15 protein-coding genes and 2 pseudogenes are annotated in these 13,857 nt (G+C 71.9%); 3 read left to right on the top strand and 14 right to left on the bottom strand.

All coding sequences use genetic code 11. The features are described 5' to 3' along the window. The first annotated feature begins 696 nt into the window (after positions 1-696). Together JHN63_RS52880 and JHN63_RS22145 are read left to right on the top strand one after the other, a co-directional pair. Positions 697-855, top strand: a complete 159-nt coding sequence (locus JHN63_RS52880; protein ID WP_234477517.1) for a hypothetical protein — start codon at positions 697-699, stop codon at positions 853-855. 260 nt (positions 856-1,115) lie between these two features. Then, positions 1,116-1,805, top strand: coding sequence for a DUF4142 domain-containing protein (locus JHN63_RS22145; RefSeq protein ID WP_200682874.1), 690 nt, complete (start codon positions 1,116-1,118; stop codon positions 1,803-1,805). Between the two features lie 184 nt (positions 1,806-1,989). Here the strand turns inward: JHN63_RS22145 and JHN63_RS22140 are convergent, their stop codons facing one another. From JHN63_RS22140 to JHN63_RS22110, 7 genes and pseudogenes are all read right to left on the bottom strand, one after another. Continuing rightward, on the bottom strand, positions 1,990-2,412 hold the full coding sequence (locus JHN63_RS22140) for a hypothetical protein (protein WP_200682853.1): 423 nt from the start codon (positions 2,410-2,412) through the stop codon (positions 1,990-1,992). Positions 2,413-2,433: 21 nt separating this feature from the next. After that, positions 2,434-2,829, bottom strand: coding sequence for an Asp23/Gls24 family envelope stress response protein (locus JHN63_RS22135; RefSeq protein ID WP_200682852.1), 396 nt, complete (start codon positions 2,827-2,829; stop codon positions 2,434-2,436). Then, positions 2,826-3,011 carry a hypothetical protein gene (locus JHN63_RS22130; protein WP_200682876.1) on the bottom strand — a complete coding sequence of 62 codons (186 nt, stop codon included), beginning with the start codon at positions 3,009-3,011 and terminating at the stop codon, positions 2,826-2,828. The genes JHN63_RS22135 and JHN63_RS22130 overlap by 4 nt, the downstream gene beginning before the upstream one ends. A gap of 49 nt (positions 3,012-3,060) precedes the next feature. After that, positions 3,061-3,556, bottom strand: a pseudogene (locus JHN63_RS22125) (Asp23/Gls24 family envelope stress response protein). Positions 3,557-3,900: 344 nt separating this feature from the next. Continuing rightward, complete coding sequence (locus tag JHN63_RS22120) at positions 3,901-5,838, bottom strand: PAS domain S-box protein (protein ID WP_200682851.1); 1,938 nt, start codon at positions 5,836-5,838, stop codon at positions 3,901-3,903. A gap of 335 nt (positions 5,839-6,173) precedes the next feature. Then, positions 6,174-6,560, bottom strand: coding sequence for a pyridoxamine 5'-phosphate oxidase family protein (locus JHN63_RS22115; RefSeq protein ID WP_234477516.1), 387 nt, complete (start codon positions 6,558-6,560; stop codon positions 6,174-6,176). A gap of 32 nt (positions 6,561-6,592) precedes the next feature. Continuing rightward, a complete protein-coding gene (locus JHN63_RS22110) occupies positions 6,593-7,096 on the bottom strand; it encodes a hypothetical protein (RefSeq protein WP_200682849.1) in 504 nt (167 codons plus the stop codon). Between the two features lie 170 nt (positions 7,097-7,266). Between JHN63_RS22110 and JHN63_RS22105 the strand changes: the two genes are divergently transcribed. Beyond that, positions 7,267-7,566 (top strand): hypothetical protein, encoded by a 300-nt coding sequence (locus JHN63_RS22105; protein WP_200682848.1) that lies wholly within the window; start codon positions 7,267-7,269, stop codon positions 7,564-7,566. 121 nt (positions 7,567-7,687) lie between these two features. Here JHN63_RS22105 and JHN63_RS22100 read toward each other — a convergent pair whose 3' ends face one another. The 7 genes and pseudogenes from JHN63_RS22100 to JHN63_RS22070 all read right to left on the bottom strand — a co-directional run bounded on the left by JHN63_RS22100 (position 7,688) and on the right by JHN63_RS22070 (position 13,788). After that, positions 7,688-8,008, bottom strand: coding sequence for a ferredoxin (locus JHN63_RS22100; protein WP_200682847.1), 321 nt, complete (start codon positions 8,006-8,008; stop codon positions 7,688-7,690). Further along, positions 8,005-9,327 carry an NADH-ubiquinone oxidoreductase-F iron-sulfur binding region domain-containing protein gene (locus JHN63_RS22095; protein ID WP_200682846.1) on the bottom strand — a complete coding sequence of 441 codons (1,323 nt, stop codon included), beginning with the start codon at positions 9,325-9,327 and terminating at the stop codon, positions 8,005-8,007. The genes JHN63_RS22100 and JHN63_RS22095 overlap by 4 nt, the downstream gene beginning before the upstream one ends. Beyond that, complete coding sequence (locus JHN63_RS22090) at positions 9,324-10,115, bottom strand: ferric reductase-like transmembrane domain-containing protein (RefSeq protein WP_200682845.1); 792 nt, start codon at positions 10,113-10,115, stop codon at positions 9,324-9,326. The genes JHN63_RS22095 and JHN63_RS22090 overlap by 4 nt, the downstream gene beginning before the upstream one ends. After that, a complete protein-coding gene (locus JHN63_RS22085) occupies positions 10,112-11,290 on the bottom strand; it encodes an FAD:protein FMN transferase (protein ID WP_307781952.1) in 1,179 nt (392 codons plus the stop codon). Before JHN63_RS22085 ends, JHN63_RS22090 begins: the two co-directional genes overlap by 4 nt. After that, positions 11,287-11,586 (bottom strand): hypothetical protein, encoded by a 300-nt coding sequence (locus JHN63_RS22080; protein ID WP_200682844.1) that lies wholly within the window; start codon positions 11,584-11,586, stop codon positions 11,287-11,289. Before JHN63_RS22080 ends, JHN63_RS22085 begins: the two co-directional genes overlap by 4 nt. A gap of 114 nt (positions 11,587-11,700) precedes the next feature. Next, on the bottom strand, positions 11,701-13,104 hold the full coding sequence (locus JHN63_RS22075) for a HAMP domain-containing sensor histidine kinase (RefSeq protein ID WP_200682843.1): 1,404 nt from the start codon (positions 13,102-13,104) through the stop codon (positions 11,701-11,703). Beyond that, positions 13,101-13,788, bottom strand: a pseudogene (locus JHN63_RS22070) (response regulator transcription factor). The gene JHN63_RS22075 and the pseudogene JHN63_RS22070 overlap by 4 nt, the downstream one beginning before the upstream one ends. Positions 13,789-13,857: the final 69 nt, after the last annotated feature.

Genomic DNA, 13,857 nt, shown 5'->3' with positions numbered 1-13,857 from the left:
CAAATGGGCCGTTCGTCGGCGACCGAGGGCCGAACGGCCCTGTTTTTCTCCCCCGCGACGACGAGACCGTGGCGATGCACACCCTGGCCGTGTCGGCGCAGACCGGCGGGCATCGCGGAGGTAATGACCATGATTCATGGGCGCGCACGTGTCGTGGCTTTGGCGGCGCGGGCCGTGACGGGAGCCGAGACCCTGGGAATGGGTGGCGGGAACGGTAGCGCCGTCACGACGACCGCTCGTCCCCCGACCGTCACTGTCGGCCGCACTGCCATGGGCCGCAACGCCACTCCTGGCACCACGCCCGCCGCAGCAGGCCCGACCAGTGGGTGGGGATCTGATGTGTGGAGCGGAGCGTGGGGCTCCGCCATGATGGGCAACGGTCATATGGGCAACTGGTGGTTGGCTGGCAATGGCACCCGGGCGCAAACCCTTGACCAGGTCCGGAAGCAGACCACGGCGTTTCCCGACCGGCTCGCACTGCGGGCCGGGGAGGTCATGCAGTTCTCCCGGAACCTCCACGCCGTACTGCAGAGCGGCTGCGGCGCCGCGGTCAGCGAGATCCTGGTCCGCCCGACGGAACCGTGCAGATCGAGTACGGGCCGACGATGATGTGGAACACGGACTACAGCAGCAGCAGCAGCAGCCGGGTCCTGGGCCGGCAGGCAAAGAACATCGCCCTGACGTGGCTTCGCGCCCGTGATATCGAGCCGGCCCCAGGCGACCCGGAAGTCCTACCCCGGCACCTACACCCTGCGCACCGGCAAGATCACCGGCATGCTGTCGGTCAACGCCGCCACCAGCCAGGTCTGGAACCACACCTGGCACGGCACCTACTTCTCCACCAGCCGACGGTAGGCAGGACGCGACGAAGGCATGGCCCCTCACTGTGACTCGGGCACCACAGGCGAGCCGCCTTCCGAACTCAGGTCCCGGTCGATTCCGGGATGGCCGAGGCCAGTACGCGTGTGGTCGGGGTACCGAACGCCGATCTACCGAAGCCTTCGCGTGCCCACAAGGCTCCGCGAGATCCCACATCCATACCTCTGTACGTGCGGTTTCCGAACCGGACAGGAGACACAGTGCTTGTTTCACGGAAAGCGGCGGGAACTCTGGTCCTGGGTGGTGCACTTGCTGCCACGCTCGGGTCGTTTCTTTATCCCGCCATGATCGGCGTCCAGAAAGTCAGCAGCGCGCCCGAACGAGTCATCGCCACCCCGGAGACCGGGCCGCTGACGGAAGCCGACCGGGACTTCGTGGTCGAGGTGCGCGCTGCCGGGCTGTGGGAGTACCCCGTCGGTCAGACGGCCCTGCGGAAAGGTACGACGAAGGCGGTCAGGACCGCCGGGGAGCACATGGTCGACGGACATGCCTCACTGGACGCCGCGTGCCGCAACGTCGCCGGACAGCTGGACATCACACTGCCCAATCAGCCGTCGCCCCAACAGCAGGGCTTCGTGGCCACGTTGAACGCGGACAGCGGCAAACAGTTCGACACCGACATGGCCACCATCGTGCGCGCGGCGGACGGCCGGCTCCTCTCCACGATCGCCAGCGTCCGCACCACCACGAGGAACTCGCTGGTTCGTTCTCTCGCGGACCAGGCCAACGGCACTGTCCTGGACCACATCGCGGTCCTTGAGAAGACCGGAGTGGTCGACTTCGGCCAGGTCCTCGTCCAGGAGACCACCGCACCCACACTCCCGGCCCAGGACCTGACCCCGCCGCCCCCGATCGCCGGCCAGCCACAGGTCGTCCTCACCTCACCGGTGACCAGCACGCTCTCGCCGAGTCCCTCGGCGGGGTGACGAGCAGGCCGAACTTCCGGCGTCGGCGGGGCCGTTGTCGCCGACCTGAGCCCTTCGCGGCACGCTGCTGATCAGCGCCTCTCCCGGTGGCACCTCCACCACCGCACGCAATAGGCTGACCGCACACCGTCGTCCGTCCTGCCGTGTGGAGTTCGGCAGCCCGGCCTCGGAGGACTTCCACCGATCAGTGCCTCCCACCTGAAGTTCGTCCGCCTCCAGCGGTTTGCGACGCGGGGCATACGGCTTTGATCGCAATCCGCGGTGTGAAGGGTCCCGGGCGTGGAGGAAGGCTCAGGCATCCCACGGCGTCCCGTACGAGGGCTGCGACCGCGCGGCGGTCGACCGCCGCGCCCAACCGCGGGCCGCAGGCGATGGTGAGCAGCCCGCGGTGTCCAGGTGTCAGAGCCAGGACGATCAGCAGCAGGCCGAGTACGGCGACCGCGCCGGAGCCGCCGATGACAGCGGGCTCGCCGGGGGCGTGCTCCGCCGCCCAGTGGAGGGTCCCGGTGCGCCAGGCGGCGGCCGGTCGGTGCGCGGTGTGGACCATGACCATGTCGACGGTCAGCGCGCCGGCGGCCACGGTTGCCGCCAGCGTGAGCAGTGTCATCGGGAGCCGCCGTTGCGACCACTAACGCCAGGGTGTGCGGGTGCCGCTTGTCGCTGCCGTGGGTGTGTGGGCTGGCGTCTCCTTCTGTTCTGTGGCCGTGCTGTCGGCCGGCGGCGGGGTCAGGGCGGTGACTCCTACCCGCGGCCGGGTTACATCGAGGCCGGTCAACTGCCGGGTGCGGGAACCGACATGCTCCTGGAGCCGACGTACCGTCTCGGCGCGCGGGGCCGGATAGGGCAGGGCCACATCGACGGCCACGTCTGCCCCCAGCCCGCGCACGCCTGCGCTGCCTTTCGCGATGCCGCGCACGGCCGTGGCTCCTCGGTCGGCCAGCGCTTCGACGGCCGCCCGTTCGGCGATCTTGCGGACGGCCTTGTCCGAGACGGTTGTTGTGCCGCGCTGTGCTGCCGTGGTCATCGACGGCTCCGCTCATAGGCGTCCCGCAGGTCCTGCATCCGTCCGCCACCGTCGAACCAGTGGCCCACTGCCCACCCCAGCGACCCCAGGGCGGCCACGAGGAGGAATGCCCCGAAGCCCCCGAAGGATCCGGCGAAGGCCAACGCCATCCCGGCGGCCATCCCCACGACCGGTCTGCTCACCACGTGCACCTTTCTCTGCGGCTGTCGGGCCTGCTGCCAGTGGGAACGATCACTCCACTCGGGAGTCCGTGGTCGGGCTCTCGGCGTCGTCCTCGGGCAGGTGCACGTCGTTGACGGTGACGTTGACCTCCACCACCTCCAGGCCGGTGACGCGTTCCACGGCGGAGATGACGTTCTCCCGCACGTCACGCGCGACGTCCGTGATCGGGACGCCGTATTACACGATGAGGTCCAGGTCGACGGCCGTCTGACGCTCGCCGACCTCGACCTTCACACCGCGCCCGACGTTCGGTCGGCCGCCGGGTACCCGGTCACGGACGGCGCCGATGGTCCGCGACAGGCCGCCGCCCATGTCGTACACGCCCGGGATCTCCCGTGCCGCGATGCCCGCGACCTTCACCACGACGACATCGGCGATCGAGGTACGGCCGCGGTTCGCGGTCGGCTGGTCGGCCCCGGTGACACCGCCGGACACGTCCGTCGTGCTCTGTGCGGGTCTGCGGGGTGGACACGTTCTGGGAAGTCGGTGCGGTCTGCGTGGTCATGGCAGGTCCTATCTGCTTCGTTCAACCGTTGCTCTCGTACCGTCAGACCCGACCTGGCGACGTCTGTGACGCGGATTTCCGGAGAAGCTCAGCCCAGCCGCCCCCGCTCACGCCGGGTGCCACGGGCCAGCGCGCAACTGCCCCGTGGCGGTGTGCGCGTCTTCAGCGCCTGTGGCTGCCCGTCCTGATCGGAAACCCGTGCGGTGGTATCCCGTCAAGCGGGCGGGAACTGAGGCTCCTGCCGGGGCAACGGGCGGGTCTCGGCGATCGGCGCTCACTTCGCGGGATTCGGCGTGCGCGGTGCAGTTCCGTGGGAACAGGGTGAGATGCCTGGGCAGGAGTGGTTACTCCGGGGCGCCACTCGCGTCTGCCGACGTGCTCTCGCCTTGATGGTGAGGAGAGCCGGGCAGGGGGAGTGAGAACCACACGGTTTTGCCTTCTTCGGCGAGCAGGGTTCCCCAGGTGGAGGCGAGTTGGTCGAGCAGGGCCAGTCCGCGGCCCGACTCCTCGTCGGGGCCCGCGGTCCTGGCACGGGGCAGGACCGGGCTGCCGTCGCAGACTTCGATGTGGAGTTCGTCCCTGGTGCGTCGCAGGCGCAGCCGCAGGGGATCGCAGGCGTGGCGTACCGAGTTGGACAGCAGCTCGGAGGCCAGCAGGCAGGCGGTGTCGGTGAGGGGTTCGCAGTGCCAGTCCTGCAGGGTGCGGCGCAGGAACTGGCGTCCTTCCCGCACGCTGATGGGCTGTGCTGGAAGGAGCGCGGACACGGCGGTCACCGGGGCGGGCGGGATGCGGGCCAGGAGCAGGGTCACGTCGTCGCTGTAGTCCTGGGGGTCGGGCAGCAGGGCGGTGAGAACCGAGTCGGCGGCCCGCTCCAGGCAGATGGTGTCGGCGATGGCCTTTTCCAGGGCGATTGCGAGGGCGTCGATCTGCAGTTCGATGTCGCTGGTGGGGGTTTCCACCAGGCCGTCGGTGTAGAGGGCCAGCACCGAGGCCGGCGACACGGTGATTCGGGTCTCCTGGTGGGGCACGTCGCCGACGCCCAGCGGCACACTGACATCGACCGGGAGCCTGCGGACCTGGCCGGTGGGATCCACCACCAGCACCGGCAGATGACCGGCCGAGCACACCGTCAGGGCGCTCTCGTCGGGGTCCAGGACCAGGTAGCAGCAGGTGACGAGCTGGTCGGGCAGTTCGCTGACGACGGCGTCCAGGGCCCGCATCAGCTGCCAGGGCGGCATCCCGGTCTTGGCCAGGGCATGGGAGGCCGAGCGGAGTTGGCCCATGACGGCGGCGGCCTCCAGGCCGCGGCCCATGACGTCGCCGATCAGGACGCCCATGCGTCCGCCGCCGAGGGCGATCAGGTCGAACCAGTCCCCGCCCACGCCGGGTCCCTGGCCTGCGGGGAAGTAGCGGCTGGAGGTGTCCATGCCGGGCAGTGGGGCAGGCGAGCCCATCAGGCTGCGCTGCAGGGTCAGGGCGACATGGCGCTGCTGTTCGTAGAGTTCGGCGAGCTGGGCCTCTGCCTTCTTGCGTTCGGTGACATCGCGGATGGCGGCGGAGACCAGTGTGCCGTCCGGGGTCTCCAGCGGGCTGAGGCTGATCTCTACCGGGAACTCGACCCCGTCGCGGCGTAGTCCGTACAGTTCCAGTCCGGCGCCCATGGGTCGCACCCGCCGGTTGTCGACGTAGCCGTGGCGGTGGGCGGGGTGGTGATGGTGGAACCGCTGGGGGACCAGGATTTCCACCTGCTGTCCCAGGAGTTCTTCCCGCCGGTAGCCGAAGAGGGCTTCGGTCTGTGCGTTGACCAGCTGGATGGTGCCGGTGTCGTCCACGATGACGATGGCGTCCGGGGCGGCTTCCAGCAGGGCGCGGAAGCGTGCTTCGGCTGCCTTGCGTTCGCTGACGTCCCGCACGGCGGCGGAGATCAGCAGTCCGTCGGGTGTCTGCAGCGGGCTGAGGCTGATCTCGACCGGGAACTCGGCCCCGTCGCGGCGCAGCCCGTACAGGTCCAGGTTGGCGCCCATCGGACGGACCTGCTGGTTGGTGGAGTATCCCAGGCGGTGACCGGGGTGCTGGGCGCGGAAGCGTTCCGGGACCAGCATCTCGATGGGGCGGCCGAGCAGTTCGTTGCGGGAATGGCCGAACAGGGCTTCGGTCTGGGCATTGACCAGGCGGATGACGCCGGAGTCGTCCACGATCACCATCGCGTCGGGAGCCGCTTCCAGCAGAGCGCGGAACGGCTCTTCGGCCACCGGGATCATGTTGGGGCGTGTCTGGCCCATGCCTGATTCCATGGCATATCTCAGCATCAACCACACCGAGGGCGGGTGTCTTGCCGCGAAGTGTTCTTTCGTGACATTTCCTGGCCGGAACGGAGGCGCGGTTTCCGGGCGGGGAAGCGGCGAGCCGAGGAGGCTGTCGACGGTCGGCCGGACCGCCCTCGCACTCTGCCGCGCTCATTCCCTGCGCGTGCAGGTGAAGGCGCCTTAAGCCGGCCCGGTATTCAGTTGCGGCTGCGTCCACAACCGGAACCTCCGGTTACCGATGGTGGTGCGGACACCGGAGTCTGGTGCCGGTGGCCTCTGTGCCTTGGTGTCTCACCATGGCCGTCGTGTGGTCAGCGTTCGAGACGGAAGCCGGTCACGATCTCGGACGCGATGGAGATGAGGTGGTCCATTTCCTTGTCGATCCAGGGGGTGAGCAGTTTCTGATAGCGGGATATGTCGAGGGGCGCCGTGATGCGGCTGGCGCGTCCGGTCACCATGACGCTCCACCCGGTGTGGGCGAGGAGATCCAGGTCGTCGGCTTCGTACACGACTACCTCGGCGACGCTGGAGCTGCCGGTCAGGGCTGAGCCGGTGTGGGTGCGGATGATGATCGTGTCGCCGTCGACGAGGTGGTTGACCGGGCGGATCACAGGCAGTGCCCGGTGGGTGAACCCGACGCGGCCCAAGGGGATGCCTGCCAGCAGTGACAGGGACTCCTCCCGGCTTAGTTCGGTCATCCTTGCGGTGGATATCCCTGGAGGCCAGCTGGTCATGATGGCTCCCGGCAGGGCGCCGCCGGGTGACCTCGGGTGCCGGGCGGCGGGAGGACGTCCACGTCCAGGCCGTGGCTTCGGGCGAAGGCGACCAGGTGGGCGGTGGCATCCTGGCTGTTGGTGGGTGAGCCGTCCCAGACGGCCAGTACCCGGGTGCAGGTACCGAGCAGGTGTTCCTCCGCGCGTATGCAGGAGTCGCGGCGGGCGGGATCGTAGTCGAGCAGATGCACTTGCTCGGACAGCAGCAGCAGTTCGCCGGCCGCTATGCGGTCGGACTCGCGCAGTTGGGCGGGGACGCCGTTCTTCGAGGGCAGCACGGTCACAAGGCGCAGTCCTGCCCTGCGTGCCGCACGTCCGGCAGCCAGCGGCAGACCGTGCCCGGCGCGCACGAGTACGGCGCTGCCGGTCCGGGCGAATTCGGCCAGTGGGGAGACGAGGCGTTCCTCCAGGGCCGTGAGCACCGGTGCGGCGAGGCCGCCGGGCCCGACGACAGTGATCATCCGCGGCAGTCCTTCCTTCTCTTCCGTACGTCGGGGCAGGGCGTCGGCCGCTGCAGGGTGGCGCAGAAGTGATGTTGATCTCCTTCGCCCTCCCAGGATGGACTGCCGCCGCGGTGGTGCACAGGGCCGGTCGGCCCCGGGGATGGTCCGAACGGCCCGCCCCGGGCAACATGTCGATGAGGGACGGTGCCGCGCTGCTGGGCCGGCGGATCGCCTCGGAGTTGCTTGACCAGTACGTGGCGGGCCAACGCCTCGCGGAGATCCGGCTTCGGCCCGAGACCCTCGCGAACGTCCTCGGGTCCCACCGAGTGCTGCGGCTCGCGGTGCCCGTCCTGGGGTCGGGTCCGGTACAGCCGTTGACCACCGGATGGCCGCCCGCGCTGCGCGAGAGCTTGCGCACCGCGCACATCGCCCGGATCACCGAGGCCCCCACGACCTCTGCCGGGCCGCGCTGGAGGCACTGGACGTGAAGTCCTGGCCCGATCGTGCCGGGTGGTTCCGGACGCCGACTCGGTGTCCGGAATTGTCGGATCAGGGCAGGTACTGCTCCGTGCTCGGTCCATACCGTGGGGCCCGTGCCGCCTCGTCCGCTCACGCATCGCTCACGCACGGCGAGTCGTCGAGCAGCGGCTTCGTACGTCCGCGGGTGCCCGTGGTGCGGCTCAAGGGCCGATCGGGCGGAGGTGTGGGCACGCGGTTGAGGCGGAGGGCCATCACCGGGCAGGCGGCGACCGCGCGTCGGGCGTGGGGGAGCAGTTCGGGCGGGACCGTGGGGCTGTGGAGCACGGGGTAGCCCCATTCGTCCAGGCCGACCAGTTCGGGGAGTAGTTCGGCGCAGAGGCCGTGTCCGTCGCAGGCGGTGAAATCGAAGGCCAGCACGTGGGCCTGGGCTTCGGCTTGGGCGCGGGTCATCGCCATTCCTCCTCCTTGGGGGGCCGGGCTGCGGGCACGGGCAGGACGAGGGGGGCGTACGCGGCGCGGCACGGTCCTGTGTGTACGTGCCGGTGGACATCGTCGGCGAAGACCCGCAGCGCGGAGGCGGCCAGCCGTGCTCCGCCGTCGGGATGGCTGCACGCGCCGCGTCCCGGGAGCAGTCCGAGGCGGTGGTGGAGCCGTTCGATCCGCTGGGCGTCGGCGCCGCCCCGTGCGAGTGCGGCGAAGTCCTCGGCGACGGCCGGCAGCCCGAACCGGCACGGCCCGCACTGCCGGGCGCTCTGCGTGGCGAGGTACTCCAGCGCGGCTGCCGTCTCGGTGAGACCGCAGGTGCCTTCGGGCAGCGCCACCAGGACACCCGCACCCCGTTCGAGGGCCGTGGTGCTCAGCGGCACCGGCAGCCAGGTGCCGAAGAAGCCTCCCGCGAGCACGGCACCGAGCCGCCCCAGCGGGCCACCGGCCCGGTCCAGCGCAGTGGGTACCGGACTGCCCGCCGGGATCTCGTAGACCCCTGGCTGAACGACGGCGCCCGAGACCGTGACCAGCGTGGTGCCCGGTACCCGGGGACTGCCGCTCTCGCGGAACCAGGCGGAGCCGCAGCGGGCGATCAGCGCCAGGTGGGCCAGGGTCTCCACGTTGCCGATCAGGGTGGGTCGTTTGCCGACACCCTTCTCGAACGGGCGCGGTGGGGTGGCCAGGGGGCGGGCGTCCCCGCCGTTCAGCCAGCTCACCAGGGACGTCTCCTCACTGGAGACGAAGTGGTGGGGCAGCGTGTGGACCTTCACGGGTACCGGGTCGAGCCGGGCGTGCCGCCGCTCGGCGACCGCCGCGGTGAGCTGGTCGGCCTGCGTCGCCCGGGTACGGGGCACGCACAGGTGCACCACGTTCGCTCCGACCGCGACGGCGGCCAGTACCGCACCGTCCAGGACGAGGTGCGGGGCGAGGGAGAGCAGCACCTCGTCCTTGTGGCTGGCGGGCTCGCTCTCCATGCCGTTGGCGACGACCACGGCAGGGCCCCCCGCCCCGGCGACCGAGCGGAGTTTGCGGCCGGTGGGGAAACCCCCGCCGCCCCGGCCGGTGAGCCCGGCCTCCTCCACGGCGCGTACCAGCGGCATGGCCGCCCCGCGACTGCGAGCCGAGGACAGCGGGAGCGGGCCGTACCGGCCGAGGTGTTCCGTCAGGTCGGCGGTCCGGCCGGTGTCGTACCACCCATGGAGCAGGCGTTCGCCGTAGGGCCCGCAGGGGGCCGCCGCATGTTCTCCGGCGAGCACGGTCCCGGTCCTGGTGTCGGAGTTCATTCGGCGTCGTCTCCCTCGTGTTCGGCTTGCTGGTCGGACTGCTGCGGTGGGGTCGGCGACTGATGGGGAACCGCCGGGGCGGTGGACTGTGCCGGCGCCTGTGCCGTACCGCCGCCCGCGCGGTGCGCCCAGCCGGGCCGCAACGGGCCGGCGGCCAGGAACGAGACCAGCGCCACGGGCACCAGCACCAGGGCCGCCGTCGCCCACCGGCGGACCCGGAGCGCACGCGGTCCGGCCACCCGGAGCAGCCGCCACCACACGGAGGCCACGACGGTCAGTAGACAGCCCGCGTACAGCACCAGTTGCGGGCCCAGGCGGGTGTCCGTGCCGGTGCCGGCCGCGTGGAAGAGCGCCACCGGCCAGGACGCGTACGCCAGCCAGTGCACCGCCTTCCATCGGCGCAGTCCCAGGCGTCCGCGGACCGCGCTGGTGACCGCGACCGCCAGCAGGAGGTCCAGGGCGACCGCGCCCAGGCCCACCCACAGTGGACGGTAGGAGGCCATGAACGGCACGAAGGCCGTCGGCCAGGTGAGGTGGGCGTAGCTGTCGGCGATGGCGGTGACGATGTGCATCGCCAGGAAGGCCAGGGTGAGCAGTGACAGGTTGCGGTGCAGGGCGGACACCTCGAACCGGCCCAGGCGCACCGGCGCGTACCGTCCCGCCGTGGCGATGCCGAGCGCGACCGTCGCGGTCAGCAGGACCAGTGAGACGGTGCCGCCGGCCCGGGTGGCGTACCAGAGCGGGCTGGGGCCGGAGGTTCCCGCGGCGAGTAGGACGGCGCCGTTCATCGAGGGCCTCCCTCGGCGGGCCAGGCACCCAGGCGCAGCACGCTGCCGTCGACGCGGACCAACCGGGCCGGCAGGCCGGTGCCGCGCAGCCAGTCGGGGGCGCGTTCGCCGAGGACCAGGGCGGCGGTGGTCGCGGTGTTGGCGTCCACGCAGCTGCCCGCGGCGACGCTGACGGTGCGCCAGACGGGCGGCGGGACGTCGCCGGTGGCCGGGTCGACGATGTGGTGGAGCGTCCGGCCGCCGCGCCGCCAGGTCCGTACGGTCGTACCGGACGTGGCGAGGCCGCCGTCGCGGATCGAGACGACCGGGTGTCGGGGGGCGGCGTTCGAGGCCGCATGGTGGTCGGTGATCGTGGGCTGCGGGCCGGCGCGCAGGGCTGTGCGGCGATCGGCGGTCGCGGCTTGCGCACCGGCGTTCGGAGCTGTGGGGTCGTCCGTGATTCCGGCCTGCCCGCTGCCTTCCCGGGCCGCGTGGCCGTCTGCGATCCCGGCTCGCCAACCGCCCTCCGGGCCCGCATGGTTGTCGGCGATGGCGACGCGCCAGCCGCCGGCCGGCGGTTCGCCCGCCGCCGACAGGTCGCCGCCGAGGTTGACCAGGACTCCGCAGCCCACCGCCGCGGCGGCTCGGCGGGCCGCCCGGTCGGCGGCCAGGGCCTTGGCCGTGGCGCCGAGGTCGAGCGTCGTACCGGCGGGAAGGCGCAGCAACCGCATGGTTGGGTCCCAGCGGACGGACCGCCAGCCGGCGGCGGGCCGTGGCGCGGTCGCCGGCTCGGTGTTCTCGGGCCGCCGCGCGGCCACCTCGGCGAAGGTTCGGTCGTAGCCGAGCGCTACGACCGCCGGGCCCACCATGGGGTCGACGGCGCCGTCGGTGAGTTCGGCGGCGCGCAGGGCCACCTCGACGGCCTCGGCGAGCAGGGCGCTCACCGGTACGGGCCCGTTGCCCGCGGCGGTGTTGGCGCGGGACAGCTCGGAGTCGGGGCGGAACCGGCTGCACGCCGCGTCGATGGCGGCCAGCTCGGCGCGCAGGATCAGCAGCGCGTCGTCGGCGAGGGCCGGGTCCGCGGTGAGCAGCACGGCGGTGGTGCCCAGTGCGGAGAAGACCGCGGTGGCGGGCTCCGGGTACGCCGAGCGTGTGGCGGCTGTGCGGGCGGTCGCGGCCGGCAGTGCGGTGCTCACGACGCACCCGACTGGGTCTGCGGTGCCTGCGAGGTCGGCGCGGGCGCCTGCCCGGCGGGCTGGAGGCCACCGCCCGTGCCCGTACTGGTACCGCTGTTGTGCTGGGCGGATCCGGCCGGCAGGGCGATGCCGGGGAGCGCGTGCGCGTACCCGGCGCCCAGTACCGCGGTCCCCGCGACAGCCGCGACCGCCGCCCAGCGGGTCGTGGTGCCCACCCGTCGCAGACCTCGTTCGCGGCGCCGGACGGCATCGCGCACGGATCGGTCGGCGGCTGCGGGCTGCTCAGGAAGAGGCATGGATGAACTCCTCGTTAGGAGGCGGTTTGTCCCACCACCCAGGCTGCCCGGTGGGCCGTCGGAAACCGGTTCAGGAGTTCTTCAGAAGCGGTTAAGATCTCGCCCGAGCAGCGGTCAGGACCCCGCCCGCCGGCCGCGCGGGGGACCTTGGGAGGGCGGCGCGGGAAGTTCCAGTACGACGGTCAGTCCCCCGCCGGCCGTGTCCTGAAGCCTTACGGTGCCGCCGTTGGCGGTGACCAGCCGGTGCACGATGGCCAGCCCCAGGCCGCTGCCGGACGCCTCCGGGTTGCCGAACCGCCGGAAGGCCGCCTCGCGTGCCGCCGCGCTCATCCCGGGGCCGTCGTCCACCACCCGCAGCAGCACCCCGTCGCGCGTCGCCTTCCCCTCGACGCGTACGGCCGCACCCTCGCCCACCGCGTCCAGGGCGTTGGCGACCAAGTTGTCGATCACCTGCTCCAGATCCCCCGCACCCAGGTACGCCGTGAGCCCGGCGCCGCAGCGGCCGACGAGCGACACCCGACGCTCCCGTGCCACCGGCTCCCAGGCCGTGACCCGCTCGTCGACCACTTGGCCGACCCGGACCGGAACCGGCCTGGGCACCGCGGTCTCCGCGCGGGCCACCGCGAGCAGCCCGTCCACCAGCCGGGACAGCCGGGCGATCTCCTCCTGCGCACCGGCGAACTCCGCCGCCGTCGCCTCGTCCGCGCCCGCCGCCAGCAGGTCGAGCCGCAGCCGCAGCGCGGTCAACGGCGTCCGCAACTGGTGCGAGACATCGGCAACGACTGCCCGATGGCCGTGGATGAGGGCCTCCATCCGTGCCGCCATGGTGTTGAAGGTCGAGGCGAGCCTGCGCACCTCCTGCGGGCCGCGCCCGCCCGGCGCCCGTACGTCGAGTGCGCCTTCGCCCAGCCGCAGCGCGGCGGCGTCCACGGCCCGCAGCGGGCGCCCGACCCACCGGGCCAGCGCCACCGACAACAGCACGCCCGCCACCAGACCACCGGCGCCGATCAGCGCCAGCCGCCCCCACATCGCGCTGATCCGGTCGTTCGTGTCCTCTGCCGACCGGGACAGTACAGCCACCCCGACCGGACGCGTGGTGTCGCCGATCGGCACGGCGACGACCAGCCGGTCGTCCCGCTCACGGGTGGCCGTCTCCGGGTGGGCGAGCACCTGGTTCGCCAGGTCGCCCCAGCTGTCGGCGGCCTCGTCCTCCGTGTCGTCGTCGCCTGTCCGCCCGGGGCACTCGGTGGCCGCCACGACCTGTCCCGCCGCGTCGAAGACGGCGGCGCAGTCACCGGCCCGCCCGGCCTGTTGCAGGAGCTGTCGCATGGAGGCGGAGGAACGGTGGTCCGACAGGTGTTCTTCGGCCGCGGCGGCGATCGTCCGGTCCACCGCCTCGGTCGTGTCCCGGAAAGAGGTGCGCTCGCGCTGTGACAGGGACAGTCCCAGCGGCACCACGGCCAGGACCAGCAGCGTGACGATCAGCGCGATGAAGGCCAGTGCGATACGCCGGGTCATCGCGCACCGGCGTCCGGGTCCTGGCCGGGCTCGGGCGTGCCGAGGCGGAATCCCCGGCCGTACACGGTCTCCACCAGCCCGGGTACGCCGAGCTTGCGGCGCAGCGCCGCGATGTGCACGTCCAGCACCTTGGTGGGGCCGTACCAGTGCGCGTCCCAGGCGCGTTCCAGGACCTCCTGCCGGGTGACCACCCGCCCGGGGTCGGCGGCCAGGCACTCCAGGATGTCGAACTCCTTCGGTGTGAGGGCGACTTCGCGGCCGTCGACGGTCACTTTGCGGGTCCGCAGGTCCACGGCGAGGGGTCCGTGCTGCAGCAGTTCGGAGTCGGACGGCTGGACGCGGCGCAGCACGGCGCGGATCCCGCGCCAGCAGCTCCGCCAGGCCGAAGGGCTTGACCAGGTAGTCGTCGGCGCCCTCGTCGAGGGCCGCGACGCGGTCGGCCTCCTCCCCGCGCGCCGTGACCACGATGATCGCCGCGTGGGAACGGCTCCGCAGCCTGCGGCAGACCTCGACACCGTCCAGGTCCGGCAGCCCCAGGTCCAGCAGCACGACATCGGGTTCGGGGTTCGCGGCCAGCGCTTCCCGCCCGGTGCCGACGCTGCGCGCCCGGTACCCGGCCCGCTCCAGCCCCAGCACCAGGGAGGCAGCGATCCCCGGGTCGTCCTCGACCACCAGCACACGCACCCCGACATCCTACGATTGCACCGCCCCTGCCCGGATTGGCCGACCGGCCCGTCGTTGTGGACCGTTCGG

This window comes from Streptomyces sp. MBT65 (genome assembly GCF_016612545.1).
Lineage (GTDB): Bacteria > Actinomycetota > Actinomycetes > Streptomycetales > Streptomycetaceae > Streptomyces.
This window is presented reverse-complemented; position numbering and strand designations above follow the sequence as displayed.

Bases quoted from the DNA above. Each gene is read 5' to 3' on its own strand.
- JHN63_RS22140 (WP_200682853.1), bottom strand. From the start codon at position 2,412: ATGACACTGCTCACGCTGGCGGCAACCGTGGCCGCCGGCGCGCTGACC.
- JHN63_RS22135 (WP_200682852.1), bottom strand. From the start codon at position 2,829: ATGACCACGGCAGCACAGCGCGGCACAACAACCGTCTCGGACAAGGCC.
- JHN63_RS22120 (WP_200682851.1), bottom strand. From the start codon at position 5,838: ATGGGCCAGACACGCCCCAACATGATCCCGGTGGCCGAAGAGCCGTTC.
- JHN63_RS22115 (WP_234477516.1), bottom strand. From the start codon at position 6,560: ATGACCGAACTAAGCCGGGAGGAGTCCCTGTCACTGCTGGCAGGCATC.
- JHN63_RS22110 (WP_200682849.1), bottom strand. From the start codon at position 7,096: ATGATCACTGTCGTCGGGCCCGGCGGCCTCGCCGCACCGGTGCTCACG.
- JHN63_RS22105 (WP_200682848.1), top strand. From the start codon at position 7,267: ATGTCGATGAGGGACGGTGCCGCGCTGCTGGGCCGGCGGATCGCCTCG.
- JHN63_RS22100 (WP_200682847.1), bottom strand. From the start codon at position 8,008: ATGACCCGCGCCCAAGCCGAAGCCCAGGCCCACGTGCTGGCCTTCGAT.
- JHN63_RS22095 (WP_200682846.1), bottom strand. From the start codon at position 9,327: ATGAACTCCGACACCAGGACCGGGACCGTGCTCGCCGGAGAACATGCG.
- JHN63_RS22090 (WP_200682845.1), bottom strand. From the start codon at position 10,115: ATGAACGGCGCCGTCCTACTCGCCGCGGGAACCTCCGGCCCCAGCCCG.
- JHN63_RS22080 (WP_200682844.1), bottom strand. From the start codon at position 11,586: ATGCCTCTTCCTGAGCAGCCCGCAGCCGCCGACCGATCCGTGCGCGAT.
- JHN63_RS22075 (WP_200682843.1), bottom strand. From the start codon at position 13,104: ATGACCCGGCGTATCGCACTGGCCTTCATCGCGCTGATCGTCACGCTG.